Annotated in this window: 15 protein-coding genes; 9 read left to right on the top strand and 6 right to left on the bottom strand. The window is 55.6% G+C overall.

Going from position 1 to position 15,262, the window contains the following annotated elements; all coding sequences use genetic code 11:
- Window position 1 precedes the first annotated feature (1 nt).
- Window positions 2-1,270 (top strand): YeaH/YhbH family protein, encoded by a 1,269-nt coding sequence (locus ACRAWE_RS05825; protein WP_154746326.1) that lies wholly within the window; start codon window positions 2-4, stop codon window positions 1,268-1,270.
- 337 nt (window positions 1,271-1,607) lie between these two features.
- A complete protein-coding gene (locus ACRAWE_RS05820) occupies window positions 1,608-1,838 on the top strand; it encodes a hypothetical protein (protein ID WP_019452768.1) in 231 nt (76 codons plus the stop codon).
- Window positions 1,839-2,049: 211 nt separating this feature from the next.
- Here ACRAWE_RS05820 and ACRAWE_RS05815 read toward each other — a convergent pair whose 3' ends face one another.
- Complete coding sequence (locus ACRAWE_RS05815) at window positions 2,050-2,739, bottom strand: alpha/beta hydrolase (RefSeq protein WP_063918466.1); 690 nt, start codon at window positions 2,737-2,739, stop codon at window positions 2,050-2,052.
- 870 nt (window positions 2,740-3,609) lie between these two features.
- On the opposite strand from ACRAWE_RS05815, the gene ACRAWE_RS05810 reads away from it, so the two are divergent.
- The gene (locus ACRAWE_RS05810) at window positions 3,610-3,786 is read left to right on the top strand and encodes a GhoT/OrtT family toxin (protein ID WP_025159799.1); all 177 of its coding nucleotides are present in this window, start codon (window positions 3,610-3,612) and stop codon (window positions 3,784-3,786) included.
- Window positions 3,787-4,049: 263 nt separating this feature from the next.
- Here the strand turns inward: ACRAWE_RS05810 and ACRAWE_RS05805 are convergent, their stop codons facing one another.
- Window positions 4,050-4,343 carry a hypothetical protein gene (locus tag ACRAWE_RS05805; protein WP_063918467.1) on the bottom strand — a complete coding sequence of 98 codons (294 nt, stop codon included), beginning with the start codon at window positions 4,341-4,343 and terminating at the stop codon, window positions 4,050-4,052.
- A 225-nt stretch (window positions 4,344-4,568) separates the two neighbouring features.
- On the opposite strand from ACRAWE_RS05805, the gene ACRAWE_RS05800 reads away from it, so the two are divergent.
- The 3 genes from ACRAWE_RS05800 to ACRAWE_RS05790 all read left to right on the top strand — a co-directional run bounded on the left by ACRAWE_RS05800 (window position 4,569) and on the right by ACRAWE_RS05790 (window position 7,190).
- Window positions 4,569-5,051, top strand: coding sequence for a hypothetical protein (locus ACRAWE_RS05800; protein ID WP_063918468.1), 483 nt, complete (start codon window positions 4,569-4,571; stop codon window positions 5,049-5,051).
- A 306-nt stretch (window positions 5,052-5,357) separates the two neighbouring features.
- Window positions 5,358-5,918 (top strand): 3'-5' exonuclease, encoded by a 561-nt coding sequence (locus ACRAWE_RS05795; protein WP_432525092.1) that lies wholly within the window; start codon window positions 5,358-5,360, stop codon window positions 5,916-5,918.
- 78 nt (window positions 5,919-5,996) lie between these two features.
- Window positions 5,997-7,190 (top strand): multidrug effflux MFS transporter, encoded by a 1,194-nt coding sequence (locus tag ACRAWE_RS05790; protein ID WP_063918469.1) that lies wholly within the window; start codon window positions 5,997-5,999, stop codon window positions 7,188-7,190.
- 7 nt (window positions 7,191-7,197) lie between these two features.
- Here ACRAWE_RS05790 and dadX read toward each other — a convergent pair whose 3' ends face one another.
- Complete coding sequence (dadX, locus tag ACRAWE_RS05785; RefSeq protein ID WP_432525091.1) at window positions 7,198-8,271, bottom strand: catabolic alanine racemase DadX; 1,074 nt, start codon at window positions 8,269-8,271, stop codon at window positions 7,198-7,200.
- Between the two features lie 77 nt (window positions 8,272-8,348).
- Window positions 8,349-9,653: a D-amino acid dehydrogenase gene (locus ACRAWE_RS05780; RefSeq protein ID WP_432525090.1), complete on the bottom strand. Its 1,305-nt coding sequence runs from the start codon at window positions 9,651-9,653 to the stop codon at window positions 8,349-8,351.
- A gap of 540 nt (window positions 9,654-10,193) precedes the next feature.
- Here ACRAWE_RS05780 and ACRAWE_RS05775 point away from each other — a divergent pair.
- Window positions 10,194-10,511 carry an antibiotic biosynthesis monooxygenase family protein gene (locus ACRAWE_RS05775; RefSeq protein WP_019452779.1) on the top strand — a complete coding sequence of 106 codons (318 nt, stop codon included), beginning with the start codon at window positions 10,194-10,196 and terminating at the stop codon, window positions 10,509-10,511.
- A 46-nt stretch (window positions 10,512-10,557) separates the two neighbouring features.
- Here the strand turns inward: ACRAWE_RS05775 and zinT are convergent, their stop codons facing one another.
- Window positions 10,558-11,208 carry a metal-binding protein ZinT gene (zinT, locus tag ACRAWE_RS05770; protein WP_063918472.1) on the bottom strand — a complete coding sequence of 217 codons (651 nt, stop codon included), beginning with the start codon at window positions 11,206-11,208 and terminating at the stop codon, window positions 10,558-10,560.
- Between the two features lie 236 nt (window positions 11,209-11,444).
- Here zinT and ACRAWE_RS05765 point away from each other — a divergent pair, with 236 nt between their 5' ends.
- On the top strand, window positions 11,445-12,506 hold the full coding sequence (locus tag ACRAWE_RS05765) for an acyltransferase family protein (protein WP_432525089.1): 1,062 nt from the start codon (window positions 11,445-11,447) through the stop codon (window positions 12,504-12,506).
- Window positions 12,507-12,833: 327 nt separating this feature from the next.
- A complete protein-coding gene (locus tag ACRAWE_RS05760) occupies window positions 12,834-14,369 on the top strand; it encodes a SpoVR family protein (RefSeq protein ID WP_019452781.1) in 1,536 nt (511 codons plus the stop codon).
- Between the two features lie 62 nt (window positions 14,370-14,431).
- On the opposite strand, the gene fadR is transcribed toward ACRAWE_RS05760, so the two are convergent.
- The gene (gene fadR / locus ACRAWE_RS05755; RefSeq protein ID WP_025159802.1) at window positions 14,432-15,151 is read right to left on the bottom strand and encodes a fatty acid metabolism transcriptional regulator FadR; all 720 of its coding nucleotides are present in this window, start codon (window positions 15,149-15,151) and stop codon (window positions 14,432-14,434) included.
- Window positions 15,152-15,262: the final 111 nt, after the last annotated feature.

Genomic DNA, 15,262 nt, shown 5'->3' with positions numbered 1-15,262 from the left:
TATGGCCTATTTCATTGACCGACGGCTGAACGGCAAAAACAAGAGCATGGTGAATCGCCAGCGCTTCTTGCGCCGTTACAAGTCGCAAATCAAACAGTCGATTGCCGAAGCCATCAACAAGCGTTCGGTCACCGACGTGGACAGCGGGGAGTCGGTATCCATCCCCACTGACGATATCAACGAACCGATGTTTCATCAGGGGCGCGGCGGCACGCGCCATCGGGTTCACCCGGGCAACGACCACTTTGTGCAGAACGATCGCGTCGAGCGGCCTCAGGGCGGATCGGGCGGTGGCGGCGGCCAGGGTAACGCCAGCCAGGACGGTGAAGGCCAGGATGAATTCGTTTTTCAGATCTCCAAAGATGAGTATCTCGATCTCTTGTTCGAAGATCTCGCCCTGCCCAACCTGAAAAAGAACCAGTACAAACAGCTGACCGAGTTCAAAACCCATCGCGCCGGTTATACCGCTAACGGTGTGCCGGCCAACATCAGCGTCGTACGTTCACTGCAAAATTCGCTGGCGCGGCGTACCGCCATGACCGCCGGCAAAAGACGCGCGTTGCACGAGCTGGAAGACGCGCTGACCCAGCTGGAAAACACCGAGCCGGTGCAACTGCTGGAAGAGGAGCGGCTGCGTAAAGAGATTGCCGAGCTGCGCAAGAAAATCGAAAGCGTGCCGTTTATCGACACCTTCGACCTGCGTTACAAAAACTACGAGCGCCGGCCGGAGCCCTCCAGCCAGGCGGTGATGTTCTGCCTGATGGACGTGTCCGGCTCGATGGATCAGGCCACCAAAGACATGGCGAAACGTTTTTACATTCTGCTCTATCTGTTCCTGAGCCGAACCTACAAAAACGTCGACGTGGTGTATATCCGCCATCACACTCAGGCGAAAGAAGTGGACGAGCAGGAGTTCTTTTATTCGCAGGAAACCGGCGGCACCATTGTCTCCAGCGCGCTGAAGCTGATGAGTGAAGTGGTCGAAGAGCGTTACGACCCGGCGCAGTGGAATATCTACGCCGCGCAGGCGTCTGACGGGGACAACTGGGCAGACGACTCACCGCTGTGCCATGAGCTGTTGGCGAAGAAGCTCCTGCCGATGGTGCGTTACTACAGCTACATCGAAATCACCCGTCGCGCCCACCAAACGCTGTGGCGCGAATACGAGGATCTACAGGCGAAATTCGACAACTTCGCCATGCAGCATATCCGTGAACCGGACGATATCTATCCGGTATTCCGCGAACTGTTTCGCAAACAGACCGTGTGAATAATCTGCAATAACGCCACCACAGCCGGAGAACCACGTTTTCCGGCTGTTTCTTTTTCGCCATGATATATCGCCGAGCCTGAGCGTATAATTTTTGACCGCCATCCGAGAAATAATAAGCCGCGTTATCCCGAATGGCGCTGCCTATTATTCTTTCTTCTGAGGTTATTCCTAAACATTCGCCGCCGCGTCCGCACGGCTTGATGGGAATATTCCCATTCAGTTATCGTTATCTTATCGCTTAAGCCCTTTCCTAAGCGAAATTTGCCTTACTTTATTTTTCTATGGCTTCTCTGTCCGCCGTGGCGGGCTTTTACCGGTCAGCAGGTTAGACATCATGATCGATTACACCCTCTATGGCCTCAACCAGCACGATGTTGACGAATACCATAAGCAAATATGCTGCCTGCTCGGCAAAAGCGTGTTGCTGGCGCTGATCGCCAACAAACCGATAACCAAACAGAACCTGCTCAGCTGTCTTGTTCAGGAGGCGGAAAAGCAACCCGATGATTATTTCCAGCGGTTGCACCGCGCAGCCATCGAAATGATCGGCGTTAACGGACGCTAGGGCGATATGCGCAAGGCGGAAATCTACGCCATTATTGCCACCGTCGTGGTGTTGATTGCGCTGTTAATAATTAGCTACGATAGCGATATCCCTGTTTATCCCTGACGGCCAACCTGCTTGCGCCGGTTTTTCACCCGGCGCAAGCAGGATGCGCAGAAACAATTTGCCACCAGAACCGCTTTACAGCCCGGATAACATTCCCGCCCTGGCGTTATTTCGAACCGGCCGCTTCGTCAATCAACCTCGCCACCTCATCGGCGTGGGAGGCCAGCGAGGCGTGACTGGCATTCAAGGTCAACACTTTCCTGGCCTGCAACCGCTGCGCCATTCGCCGCTGATTCTCCGGCGCTATCATGCGATCGTCGCTGGAGAGTTGATACCATGACGGTTTATGTTTCCAGGCGGGGTCGCCGATAGCGTTGCCAAAGGTGCCGGCCAGCGGAGCCTTCTGCGCCACCGCCATCACCAGCGCCTCGTCAGCAGTCAGATCCTGGCAAAAGCTTTCATGGAACTTGTCGGCCTTGATCCACAGGTAACCGTCGCTGTCCGGCGCCAAATTCGCGACTGCCGCCGGAGGATGTTCTTGCGTAATGCCGCCGGGACTTTCACCGGCATCCGGCGCAAACGCGGCGATATAGACCAGCCCAATCACGTTGGGCTGGTTGCCCATTTCCGTGATCACCGCCCCACCGTAAGAGTGCCCGACCAACAAGACCGGCCCCGCTTGTTGCGCGACCATCTTGCGCGTGCGCTCCGCATCTTCGGCCAGTGACGTTAGCGGCATTTCCACCGCATGGATCGCCGAATATCCCCTGCGCGACAACGCGATAATGACTTTACTCCAGTGCGCCGCACCGCCCCAGAATCCATGTACCAGCACGATAGTTGGTTTTAAGCTCATTGCCGACTCCTTTATCTCATAGGGAAGCGCGGTACACCGATAGGCAGGCGCCCTTTACGCAGGCGCCGTACTGCCAGCGACGCTGCGCGCACTCCCCATTTTATATAGTCAGCCTCGCGACGTTCGACAATAGCTACGACGGGTTAACACGCCCGATTTTCCGGCATCGCCGTGAACGGCCGCAGCGGCGCAGGCCGCAATGGCCGAGCGAAAGATGGGATTAAAACTAGGATTTTTACCCATGACGATCTAAAATCTCGCGCAAAAACAAAGAGAAGTAAATTTGAATCACCGGGAAAAGGAATGAAGTTGTGAAGGAAATGATCTCCATCGTATTGATGACGTGCCTGCTGGCGCTGCTGTTTTCGTGGCTGTTCGTCTACGGTCTTAACATTCATTAAACCTACGGCGGCTACCCACGCCCCTTCCTGACTGGCAGGCAGCGCATCCGCACGGTGCGCTCAAAACCGCCGAATCGCGTCATGCTTTCATCCAACAACACGCCCCCCTGCACCTGCAAGAACACGCGCCCACCGAACCCGGCTTCCTCTCACCCAAGCCCTTCGCAAATACATCATAAATTTTTATCAATTACAGTTTCACCGCGTTCCTCTGTGACTCACCACCCCTTTTCTTGCCTAACCGTGTCTCACTCTGGTGTAGGCTTGTTCACTCACCAATGTTACCGGTAACTATATTGTTGATTTCTTTTCGAAATAAACAGAAAGCCGTTAATAACCCTACGTTCTTTATAGAAATAAATTATGTATTCTTATGGATAAAGGTTTGAATTAACGGCCGTGGGTCATTGATTATCGTCCGCCAAGCTCCTAGAATTCGCGCGTAAAAATACAACTGGGATCGGGTTTCATGTCGTCGCTGTGGGTTGCAACGCAATACTGTTATTTTATTGGTCTGTTAGTTTCTATGGTTTTCACCTATCTGGTTAGCAGGGACACCGTCAAGATTCGATGCATCAGCGCATTGACCATCGGGTTGACCTGGCCGTTGAGTCTGCCGGTCGTGTTGCTGTTTTCGCTGTTCTAACGCCTCGCTGCGCTTTCGCTTTAAACAGCCTGCTCATGAAAATAGATTGATCGCCGCGGTTGCGGCTGCTGGCGTGGAATAAAAAAACGCCAGCACGAAGGCTGGCATGAAAAAATTGGAAGCAATGTGAGCAATGTCGTGCCGGCTTGGGGGGCACAGAAGGAGACAACCCTTTTCCCCTCACCGGCGAAACGGATGATAATACGTCTCATTATTAAATGTAAAGTCATTTCCCTGCGCAACTTTTTCCGTTTGGTAAAATATCAGCCGCGCGGCGTTCGCCAGCGCCGATACATCCGCACCGCCCCCCATACCAGCAACCACAGCAAAATATTCACCCCCAACCACAGCATCAGCAAGTAGCAGAAGGTCTGGTAACCGGGTATGCCCCGATCGGCCAAAAACGGGTTAAAGTGAAAAAATTTGACGATCGCGAACGGATTAAGATTGAAACGGTTGAATACGGCCGCCGTCAACAACGGTGGCAACAGGGTGTAAAACGCCAGGCTGAACAGCAGCAGGATCTTTGTACCCGAAGTGTTTTTATAATCTTTCATATCAATGTATTACGTCTTTCGCTGTGATGTAAAAACCGCCGAACATTCGCACGTCAATCGACCCCGAGCGCGAAAAAGAGTTCCCGGCCAACGCGGAAATAAAGCCGATCCTGTGTTTAATCGTCATTTAGCGCCCGGGTGATATATACCCTGTGGATTTTAAATTACGATGCCGGCGCACCGCCCTCATTCGCAACATTTGCGTGGCGTCATCAGGAGGCCTTAATGAAACCGGACGCACTCTCCCTGCCGCCGAACTCAAAAAAACTTAAAGTGATCTACGGCTGGTATATTTACGTAGTCTATATCCTGCTGGTTTTTAACATCTACATGGCGGTTTACAACGTCTGCGTTCGGCATCCGTTCGAAGCCCCGCTGCTGTCGCTGTTTCACAGCCTGTTCCTCGCGCTGATGCTGCAGCAGGTGCTCAAGAAAAACGTCATTTTCGCCTGGATCTTGCTGAGCTATTTTATTCTGATGCGTCTGTATTACGCCAATGTGCTGCATGTCGAGTTTACGCTGCTGAGCCGCAGCCTGGTACTGCTGATTCTGACGCTGTTGCTGACCGGCTCCGTGGCCGTCGGGCAACTGGCCACGCCCCCGCAGCGGCATGACTGGCTGGCGCGGTTGGGCTGGCGTCAGTGGGCTGCGCTCACGGCGCTGGCGGCGATTCTGACCCCGCTGATTACCACCGACTATCTGGGGTAAACAGGGCGTTATTTGGGGATATGAGGCTCGGATATGTCTACGATGCGGCATATTTTGGTGTAGTTACCCGCCTTCTCACAGATCTTGTCTGTGACGAACACGCTAAGGTAGCCCAGCAACAGCAAGTAGCCGACCATGCACAAAATAAAGATAAGCGTTCTCACCGATAGCGACCAACCAGACAAGAGTATCCCGAGCATCATAACCTGAACGCGGCGCTTTAAAAGGATTTCATGTGCGCACCAGCCGCATCAACGCACGTTCTGTAGTAAGATTAGGCAACCTCACCCACCACCGGAAACGCCGATGCACCATCTGATGTTAGACATTGAAACCCTGGATATAAAACCCAGCGCCGTCATTTTGGTGGTTGCGGCAGTGTTTTTCGATCCCCGCACCGGGGAACTGGGCGCCGAATTCGAAACCGCCGTCAGCAGTCAGAAAGACCAACCGGGCAGAACCATCAGCCTGGATACGGTCGCCTGGTGGGCGAAACAGTCCGATGAAGCGCGCAAGCAGGCCTTCGGCGGCACCGAGAGCCTGAAACGCGTGCTGAGCAGCCTCAGCCGCTTTATCCATATGAACAGCACCGACACGGTGAAAGTCTGGGGCAACGGCAAAGAGTTCGATTGCGCGATCCTCGAACACGCCTTCCAGCAGTTGGAAATGCCCTGCCCGTGGAAATTCTGGGATACACAGGACGTGCGCACAGTGATCACGCTGGCGGAACTGCACGGCTTTAACCCGAAAAAGAACCGCCCATTCGAAGGCATGCCGCATCGCGCGCTGGACGACGCCCGCCATCAGGCCCGCTACGTGGCCGACACCGTCTCGGCGCTCTATTACCGCCCGGCAGCGCAGCGTTGACCGCGCTTTGCCCCTTTTCATTTGCCGCCAGAATCTCTACTCTAGCCCTCTTTGTCACTCGGACGTGCCTTTCTTGTTATGCAAAAGTTTCTGTTTCTGCTTCTCAGCCTGGTGCTGCTTGGCCCATTAGGCATCGATCTTTATCTGCCGACCATTCCCGCCATCGCCGTCGGTCTGGGCAGCAGTGAAGCGCTGATACAATCCACCATTTCACTGTTTATTTTGGTGCTCGGCCTCGGCCAGGTCATCGCCGGTCCGTTGGTGGATAACTACGGCCGCAAACCGGTGGCGCTGGCCGGCATTATTCTCTACATGCTCGGTGCGGCGATGGCGGCGCTGGCCAGCAACCCGACCGTTTTCATCGCCTCGCGTCTGCTGCAAGGGGTAGCGGTCTGTTGCACCGCCGTCGTCGCCTTCAGCGGCGTACGCGATCGCCTGAATGGTGACGATGCCGCTCGCGCGTTCGGCTTCCTCAACGGCACGCTGAACATCATCCCGGCGCTGGCGCCGCTGCTCGGCGGTCTGCTCGCCGAGGCCTTCGGCTGGCGCGCGCCTTTCTGGTTCCTGGTCGGCTACGCGCTGCTGGTATTGGCGATCATCGCGCTGTATCTGCCTGAAACCCGCCCCGTCGATACCGTGCCGGTCAAAGGGCTGCCGGTGCGCCAATACGCACGCATCCTCAGCGAACGGCGTTTCTTCTCCTTTGCCGTGGTGAATTCCGGGGCGATGGGCATGGCGTTGACCTACGTTTCCCTGGCCCCCAACGTGCTGATGGGCACCGCCGGCCTGACCCCGCTGCAATTCTCGCTGGTGTTCGGCGCCAACGGCTTCTGGATCATGTTGGTCAGCTTCTTCGCCAACCGCATCATCCATAAAGTCGGCCGTCCGGTTTGCCTGGCGATCGGCGGCATGCTGATGGGATTGGGCTGTCTAGGGCTGCTGCTGGGCGTCATGCTGCTGCCTGCGGCGGCGCAAGCGCATTGGCTGGCATATATGCTGCCGGTCGCCAGCGCCTGCGCCGGATTGGCGTTCGTGATGGGCCCGGCCACCAGCTATGCGCTGGAACCCTACTCCAATGAGGCCGGCGTCGCGTCTGCGCTGGTCGGCTTCGTGCAGATGGCGGGCGGCGCCGCGCTGGGTCTGGTGGCGATGGCGTTGCCGCTGCAACCGAAACTGTCGCTGGCGTTGGTCATGCTGGTAGGCTGCCTGCTGGCGCTGCACGCGCGGCGTCTCAGCAAGCAGATTAAAGGACAGATCAGAAAAGTCGCCTGAGCCCGGCTCAGGCTTCGGTGACGACCGGCACCCGCGCCGCTAACGCCGACAACAGCTCATAACCTAACGTCCCTGCCGCCGTGGCTACTTCGTCCACCGGCAGGCGTTTCCCCCACAGCTCGACTTCGTCGCCCAATTCGGCTTGTGGACAGGGCGTTAAATCTACCGCCAGCATATCCATCGATACCGTTCCCAGGGTGCGCGTCAGTACGCCATCCACCCATACCGGCGTACCGGTCGGCGCATGACGCGGATAGCCGTCGGCATAACCGCAGGCCACCACGCCGATACGCTGCGCGCCGGCGGCGCTGTAACGGCCGCCATAGCCGACGCGATCGCCAGACTTCAATTGCTGAATGCCGATGATTTCACTGCTCAGCGTCATCGCCGGCTGCAACCCCGTCGACGCCACATCACTCCAGCAACCGCTCGGCGAGGCGCCATAGAGAATGATCCCAGGGCGCACCCAGCTGCCGTGGGTCGAAGGATACCACAGCGTGGCGGCCGAGTTGGCCAGGCAGCGCGGCAGCGGTATATCGGCGGCGGCCGCCTCGATGGTGGCCATCTGCCGGGTCACTCCTTCCGGGCCGTCGGCGGTGGCGAAATGGCTCATCAGCGTCAGCTCGGCGATGTTGGCAACCGCCTGCGCCCTGCGCCACACCTCGTGCAGCCGTTCGGGTGCGAATCCCAGCCGGTTCATGCCGCTATTCACTTTCAAATAGACGTCGAGCGGCGCGCTCAGCCTGGCGTCGGCGATCGCCGCCAACTGCCAGTCGCTGTGCACCGCCGTCGTCAGGTGATAACGGTCGAGCAGCGCCAGATCCTGCGGCTGGAAAAAGCCCTCCAGCAGCAGAATCGGCCCCTGCCAGCCGGACTCACGCAGCAGCACCGCTTCGGCCAGATCCAGCATGGCGAAACCGTCGGTTTGCGCCATGCTGCGCCAAACGTGTTTGATGCCGTGGCCATAGGCGTTGGCTTTAACCACCGCCCAGACTTTGGCGCCGGGGGCAAAACGGCGCACCACCTGCAGGTTGTTTTCAATCGCGCCGAGATGCATCGTGGCGGTTATCGGACGGGGCATCGTTTCTCCTTGGGGCAGCATACAGCGGCCACGCGCGCCTGCGCGTGGCCAGGAAAGTCTATAATCGAATCGGACGATTAGCGTGCGGGATGCACGTCGCTCAGCGGAACCGCGTGTTGCTGGCGAAACCCGGCGCTGTAGCGCGCCACCGCCAGATCATCGGAAGGGATCGCCGGTGTAATGCCGGACATCAGATCGGACAGCAACTGCCCGGAACCGCAGGCCATCGTCCAGCCCAACGTGCCATGCCCGGTGTTGAGGTACAGATTCTTCAGCGAAGTGCGGCCGACGATCGGCGTTCCGTCCGGCGTCATCGGGCGCAGCCCGGTCCAGAACGTCGCGTCCTCCACTCTGCCGCCGTTCGGATAGAGATCGCGCACCACCATCTCCAGCGTTTCGCGCCGTTTTTGCTCCAGCTGAGTATTGAAACCGACGATCTCCGCCATACCACCGACGCGAATACGCTGGTCGAAACGGGTAATGGCGATTTTGTACGTCTCATCCAGTACCGTAGAGAATGGCGCCGCCGTTTCATCAGCGATCGGGATGGTCAGCGAATAGCCCTTCAACGGGTAAACCGGGATAGACACCAGGCCGCGCAGCAGCGCCGTAGAGTACGACCCGAACGCCACCACGTAGCTATCGGCTTTGAACACCTCTTCACCGCACTGCACGCCGGCGATCTTGTCGCCCTCCACCAGCAGGCGATCGACGCTGCGGTTGAACAGGAAGGTCACGCCCGCCTGCTCTGCCATCTTCGTCAATTGCTGCGTGAACAGCTGACAATCGCCGGTTTCGTCGTTAGGCAACTGCAAACCGCCCGTCAGCTTGTGCGCCACCTGCGCCAGCGCCGGTTCGACGCTGGCGAGCTGGTTGGCCTCCAGCAACCGGTAAGGCACCCCGGCATCTTCCAATACCGCGATGTCTTTCGCCGCGTTTTCAAACTGTTGTTGGGTACGGAACAGCTGCAACGTGCCGCCCTGACGCCCTTCGTACTGGATGCCGGTTTCCTGGCGCAGCGCTTTGATGCAATCGCGGCTATATTCCGCCAGGCGCACCATGCGGCCTTTGTTGGTCATGTAGTGTTCGGTATTGCAGTTTTTCAGCATCTGCCACATCCAGCTCAGCTGGAAGCTGCTGCCGTCGAGGCGGACCGCCAACGGCGCATGGCGCTGGAACATCCACTTGATGGCTTTCAGCGGCACGCCCGGCGCCGCCCAGGGGGCAGCATAGCCCGGTGAGATCTGCCCGGCGTTCGCCGCGCTGGTCTCCAATGCCGGGCCGGGCTGACGATCGATCACCGTCACCTCATGCCCCGCTTTCGCCAAATACCAGGCACTGGCTACGCCCACCACTCCACTACCTAAAATTACCACTCGCATCGCTGACTCCAGCTCAAGGCTTCACAAAGCATAATCTTCTGCTCACAGGAAATTAACTCAGTGAAAAAATCCGTCCAACAACTTCATCATCAAACGTGACAATATTCACAATTAATTTATCGTCGATAGGCCAGGCATTTGCAATAGCCGCCAGTAAATAGCGATAAGATGCGGTTCATGGGGGATTATAACGTGAGGTCGACGCTGAATCGCTAGCAATGCTGTCACTGACAGCACCAAAAAAAGGCGTGATAAGCAACATGGTTTTAACAGAATATAAAAATATCAGCCAACACATAAACAGAATAAAACACCAACAAAACACATAAAACCAACACAACAGACAAACCCGGGTCATTGTCTTCACAGCAGAAAAGTCGCGTAAAATTTCAGCCAATAATAGCCCCATTATTGCTATTGAATTGAGCAGCCGCACACCCTGGCGCCAATCCCTCCTTTTCATCGCTCAGCACGATATGAACCGTTATGCCGTCGAGCAGATCCTAGAGTTCACATTATCGCTATTCTGGAGTGCCTGTTATGTTTATCGCTATCTACCGATTCTCAGTCAAAACCGGACACGAATCAGCCTTTCGCCAGGCCTGGCTTGAGTTGACTCAGGGTATCTATCTGCAGCGCGGCAGCCTCGGTTCGCGTTTGCATCGCGATGCGGGCGGGCAGTTTATCGGCTATGCGCAGTGGCCAAGCCGCGCCGCATGGGAAAGCGCCGGTGCCGTTCAATTGGAGGAACGCTATCGGCAAGCCCGGGAGCGAATGCGCGCAGCGTTGTTGACGGATGAAACGTTATTTGAACTGGAGGTTACGGATGATTATCTGCAAATCAGGCCGTTTGACTGAGCACAAGCCCACCCGTGCGGGCTTGTGACTGTGGGACAGACCGGCGTCAGTGATGCAGCATCTCGTCCACGACCTCTTTGGTCTGTAGCTGGAACGGGTAGTAGGTCGGCCAGTTATCCATTTCTTTCAGCAGCGCCTCCTGCGACGTGTTGCCCATAAAGATATGGAAATGCGCCGATTTGCGCGGGCCGATAATATGATCGCTGAACTGCACGAATTTCGGTGCCTGGCTGTCGGCATCCTGGCATTCGAACAGATAGCGCACGCCCTTTTTACCGGAGACATAAGTCAGGATCTTATGCCCGGCGTACTTATACTGACAGGCGCTGGATTGATCTCCGCGGTGAAACTCCATGACGCCGTTCTCAATGCCGATGGTATCCACATCAGTGGCGTACCCTTTGCGGTAATACGCCTTCACTTCGGCGAAGCTCTTGCTGTTATCCTGCGTCGCTTTCTTCTTGAACACCGGGTCAAGCTCCCCATTGAGCAAATAAGGATAGACGGATTGCCATACCCCCTCCCAGTCGGCCAAGTCGCGATCTTTGACGTCCTTATCGTCGAACACGCCCGCTTCCGCCCTTTTTTCCACTTCCGTCAGCGGTTTGCCATGTGAATGATGCCCGTGGGCGACCGCCTGTCCGCTTATGAACATCGCCGCCAGCGCCACCGCCAGTTTGCCAAAATGCCTCGCCAAAATGCGCTCCTTGTCCGTCATTGAGAATTAAGAAAACGAAAAGTTACAATATAACATAACACTTCAAATCTCAACGCTCATTGCAGGCGAGGCATTTTACTGTAACAAGCGACAAAGAAATGGCGGATGCGCGGGTGGCGAGAGGTATTGATAGACAGGAAGGTTTCTTGAGAACGTTATGCTAGAATCCCGGCCATTGATTTGCCAGTGATTGTCCGAGATAACATTAAAGCTTTATGAAAAAAACGCTAAACCCATGGCTTGACCTGTGCCGGTCCGCTGCAATTATCATGGTCATTTTCTCCCATGGCAGAACATTTCTACTTGCAGCGTTCCCGTCAGCACAAACCTTTAAGTTCGGTGGTTTCTTAGGGGTAGAACTGTTCTTTGTCTTATCCGGGTTTCTGATCGGCAGAATCATATTCGAGAAGGTGAAAGAATCCAGTACGCCACTTGGCTGGATCCCCGCTTTTTGGTTTCGTCGCTGGATGAGAACCTATCCCAGCTATCTGCTCTTTTTATTGCTGAATTTATTCTTAATTAACAATATCAGACCTGAAGCGCCGCCTAATATACTGGCCTTCTCCACGTTCACGCAAAGTTTGGTCCATCCACACCCGGCCTTCTTCGGTGAGGCCTGGAGCCTCGCTGTCGAGGAGGTTTTTTATTTCTTGTTCCCCATCGTGATCGCCGTTTTTTTATTCATAGTCAGAGATAAGAAAGTCAGCATCCTCTTGGCAATCGCCGCGATGATACTGTTTTCCTTCCTCTTTAGAGTGAACGCCACCATGAATGCGCAACAGACGTTTAACGAAATTCGTTCAACATCGTTGTACCGCCTCGACTCACTCATGATTGGCGTCATTTTTTCTTGGTTATTCGTATCAAATAAAATCAACAGACTCTCCTGGATAGGGTTATTACTCATCCCGATCGCGATAGCTATCGCTTCCCAACCTGACGTTTTCATGGATGAAAGCCGGTTCTTGAAGATCTTTCTGTTCGATATTGCCAATGTTGGTTTCGCTTGCCTGATAACCACGTTCTATCACGTCGACTTGCCCAACCTCATGAAAGCGGTAACAGCCAGAATTGCGCGCTGGTCGTACGCCGCCTATCTCACCAACCTGCCTGTTTTGATTGCCCTCAATCACTACTTGCCGAAACCCGACTCTACTGTCGGATGCCTGGCGATGTGGTCACTGTTTATCGCTTTGACAATGCTCAGCGCCAAGCTGGTTTATGAACTCTTTGAGGTGAAAATCCTACGGTTGAGGGATCGCCTGAAAAGCGCATGAAATCTCTGCGGCAAGTCCCGTCTTTTCCCATTGACGGCAGTCCGTTTGAATGCCAGAACGGCTCCGCCCTCGAGGCTCGTGCAACGCTTGTATCCAGGACTACGCTGTGTGTTTTCAGCTATTGCGCCCCCATGCCGCAGGGCTATACTCGGAGAAGAAGCGCGAGGCTTCAGCCGGGACGGACGCGGCACCAGATTGACCGCCGTTCGCTCCCTTGCGTACCGGCATTTTTATTTCACTGATTTGCAACGGTTAATTATGACTTGAACTATGCTTGTTACAGGGCCTGCCGTTTGAGCGAGGCCCGTGAATAATGAGGGTGCGCTGATGACTACTTCAACACATGAAAAGGTTAAGGATGATAAACGTCTGAGCGATGGACCGGACTGGACGTTCGAACTGCTGCAGGTGTATTTGGAGCAGATCGACCGCGTCGCCAAGCATTACCGGCTCGACACCTACCCCCATCAGATCGAGGTGATCACCTCCGAGCAGATGATGGACGCTTATTCGAGCGTCGGCATGCCGATCAACTATACCCACTGGTCCTTCGGCAAAAAGTTCATCGAAACCGAGCAGCGCTACAAGCAAGGCCAGCAAGGGCTGGCGTATGAAATCGTCATCAACTCCAATCCCTGCATCGCCTACCTGATGGAAGAGAACACCATCACCATGCAGGCGCTGGTGATGGCGCACGCCTGCTATGGCCACAACTCATTCTTCAAGAACAACTACCTGTTCCGCAGCTGGACTGATGCCAGCTCTATCGTCGATTATCTGCTGTTTGCCCGCCACTACATCAGCCAGTGCGAAGAGCGCTACGGCGTCGATGAGGTGGAACGGCTGCTGGATTCCTGCCACGCGCTGATGAATTACGGCGTCGACCGGTACAAACGCCCGCAAAAAATTTCATTGGTGGAAGAGAAAGCGCGCCAGAAAAGCCGCGAAGAGTATCTGCAGAGCCAGGTGAACACGCTGTGGAAGACCTTGCCGCGCGTCGAGCGCGAAGAGTCGCCGGAGCAGGCGCGCCGCTATCCGAGTGAACCGCAGGAAAATATCCTCTATTTTATCGAGAAGAACGCGCCGCTGCTCGAGCCTTGGCAGCGTGAGGTGTTGCGCATCGTGCGCAAAGTCAGCCAATATTTCTACCCGCAAAAACAGACTCAGGTGATGAACGAGGGTTGGGCCACCTTCTGGCACTACACCATTCTCAATCATCTGTACGACGAAGGCCGGGTGACCGAACGCTTTATGCTGGAGTTTTTGCACAGCCACACCAACGTGGTGTACCAGCCGCCGTACAACAGCCCGTACTATAACGGTATCAACCCTTACGCGCTGGGCTTCGCCATGTTCCAGGACATCAAGCGCATCTGCCAATCGCCGACCGAAGAAGATCGCTATTGGTTCCCGGACATCGCCGGCAAAGACTGGCTGGACACGCTGCATTTCGCCATGCGCGACTTCAAGGACGAGAGCTTCATCAGCCAGTTCCTGTCGCCCAAAGTGATGCGCGACTTCCGCTTGTTCACCGTGCTGGACGACGATCGCAACAACTATCTGGAAATCGCCGCGATCCACAACGAAGCCGGCTACCGGGCGATCCGCCAGGAGCTGTCGGCGCAATACAATCTGAGCAACCACGAACCGAACATTCAGATCTGGAACGTGGATCTGCGCGGCGACCGCTCGTTGACCCTGCGTTATATTCCGCAGGAACGCGCACCGCTGGATAAAAGCCGCCGCGACGTGTTGAAACATCTGCATCGCCTGTGGGGCTTCGACGTGATCCTCGAGCAGCAAAACGAAGACGGCAGCGTAGAGCTGCTCGATCGTTGCCCGCCGCGGCCTACGCCGCAGTAACCGCTGTGCCATAACGACAAAGGGCGCCGAAAGGCGCCCTTTATTATTTCGCTCGCACGCGATCAGCGGCGCGCTTCGGTCAGATCGCTTGGCATGGTGCCCTGCATGCTCTGCCAAATCGCCCCGCTGTCTTTACCGTAATTACGCACGGTATCCATCACCTGGTCGTACATCTTCTCATGGCACAGCGTGGACAGTTTGCTGTAGAAGGTCAGCGCCAGCTTGCGCGCTTCCGGGTTGGAGAAGTAGTAACGGCCAACGCGGGTATACAGCCCTTTCAACCCGTTGAAGATCAGGCCGTAGATCGGGTTGCCGGAAGCGAACGCCAGACCGCGGAAGATTTCATAATCCAGCACATTGAACGCATCCGCCTGATCTTCGACTTCGGCAGCCTTCGCCAGCACTTCCTGCGCCTGCTCCGGATGATTGCGCACCGCGGCGCGAATAAAGATCGACGCGATATTGGTGCGTACCGACAGCAGATTATCGATCAGCTGCGGGACACTTTTGTGATCGAGACGGGCTACGGTCTCAAGGATGTTGAGGCCGGACGTTTCCCAGAAATTGTTCACTTTGGTCGGTTTGCCATGCTGAATGGTCAACCAGCCATCGCGGGCAAGACGTTGCAACACTTCACGTAATGTGGTGCGCGTGACGCCAATCAACTCCGAAAGCTCACGCTCCGCGGGCAAAATAGAGCCAGGGGGGAAGCGATTATTCCAAATACTCTCAATAATGTACTCTTCCGCGAAACCGGCAGGACTCTGCGCCTTTATGACCATGTGTTTGACGTTCCGTTGCGACGATAAATTCAGTAAAAGTAATCAGCTCATCATACCAGATCACACAGACATGACATAGCGTGAGCGAAAAACAATAAACGAAAGTGTGCA

The sequence above is a fragment of the Serratia sp. BFP-2025 genome, assembly GCF_050880365.1.
GTDB classification, from domain to species: Bacteria; Pseudomonadota; Gammaproteobacteria; order Enterobacterales; family Enterobacteriaceae; genus Serratia; species Serratia surfactantfaciens.
Note: the sequence above shows the minus strand (reverse complement) of the source record. Positions and strands in the feature narration are given on the sequence as shown.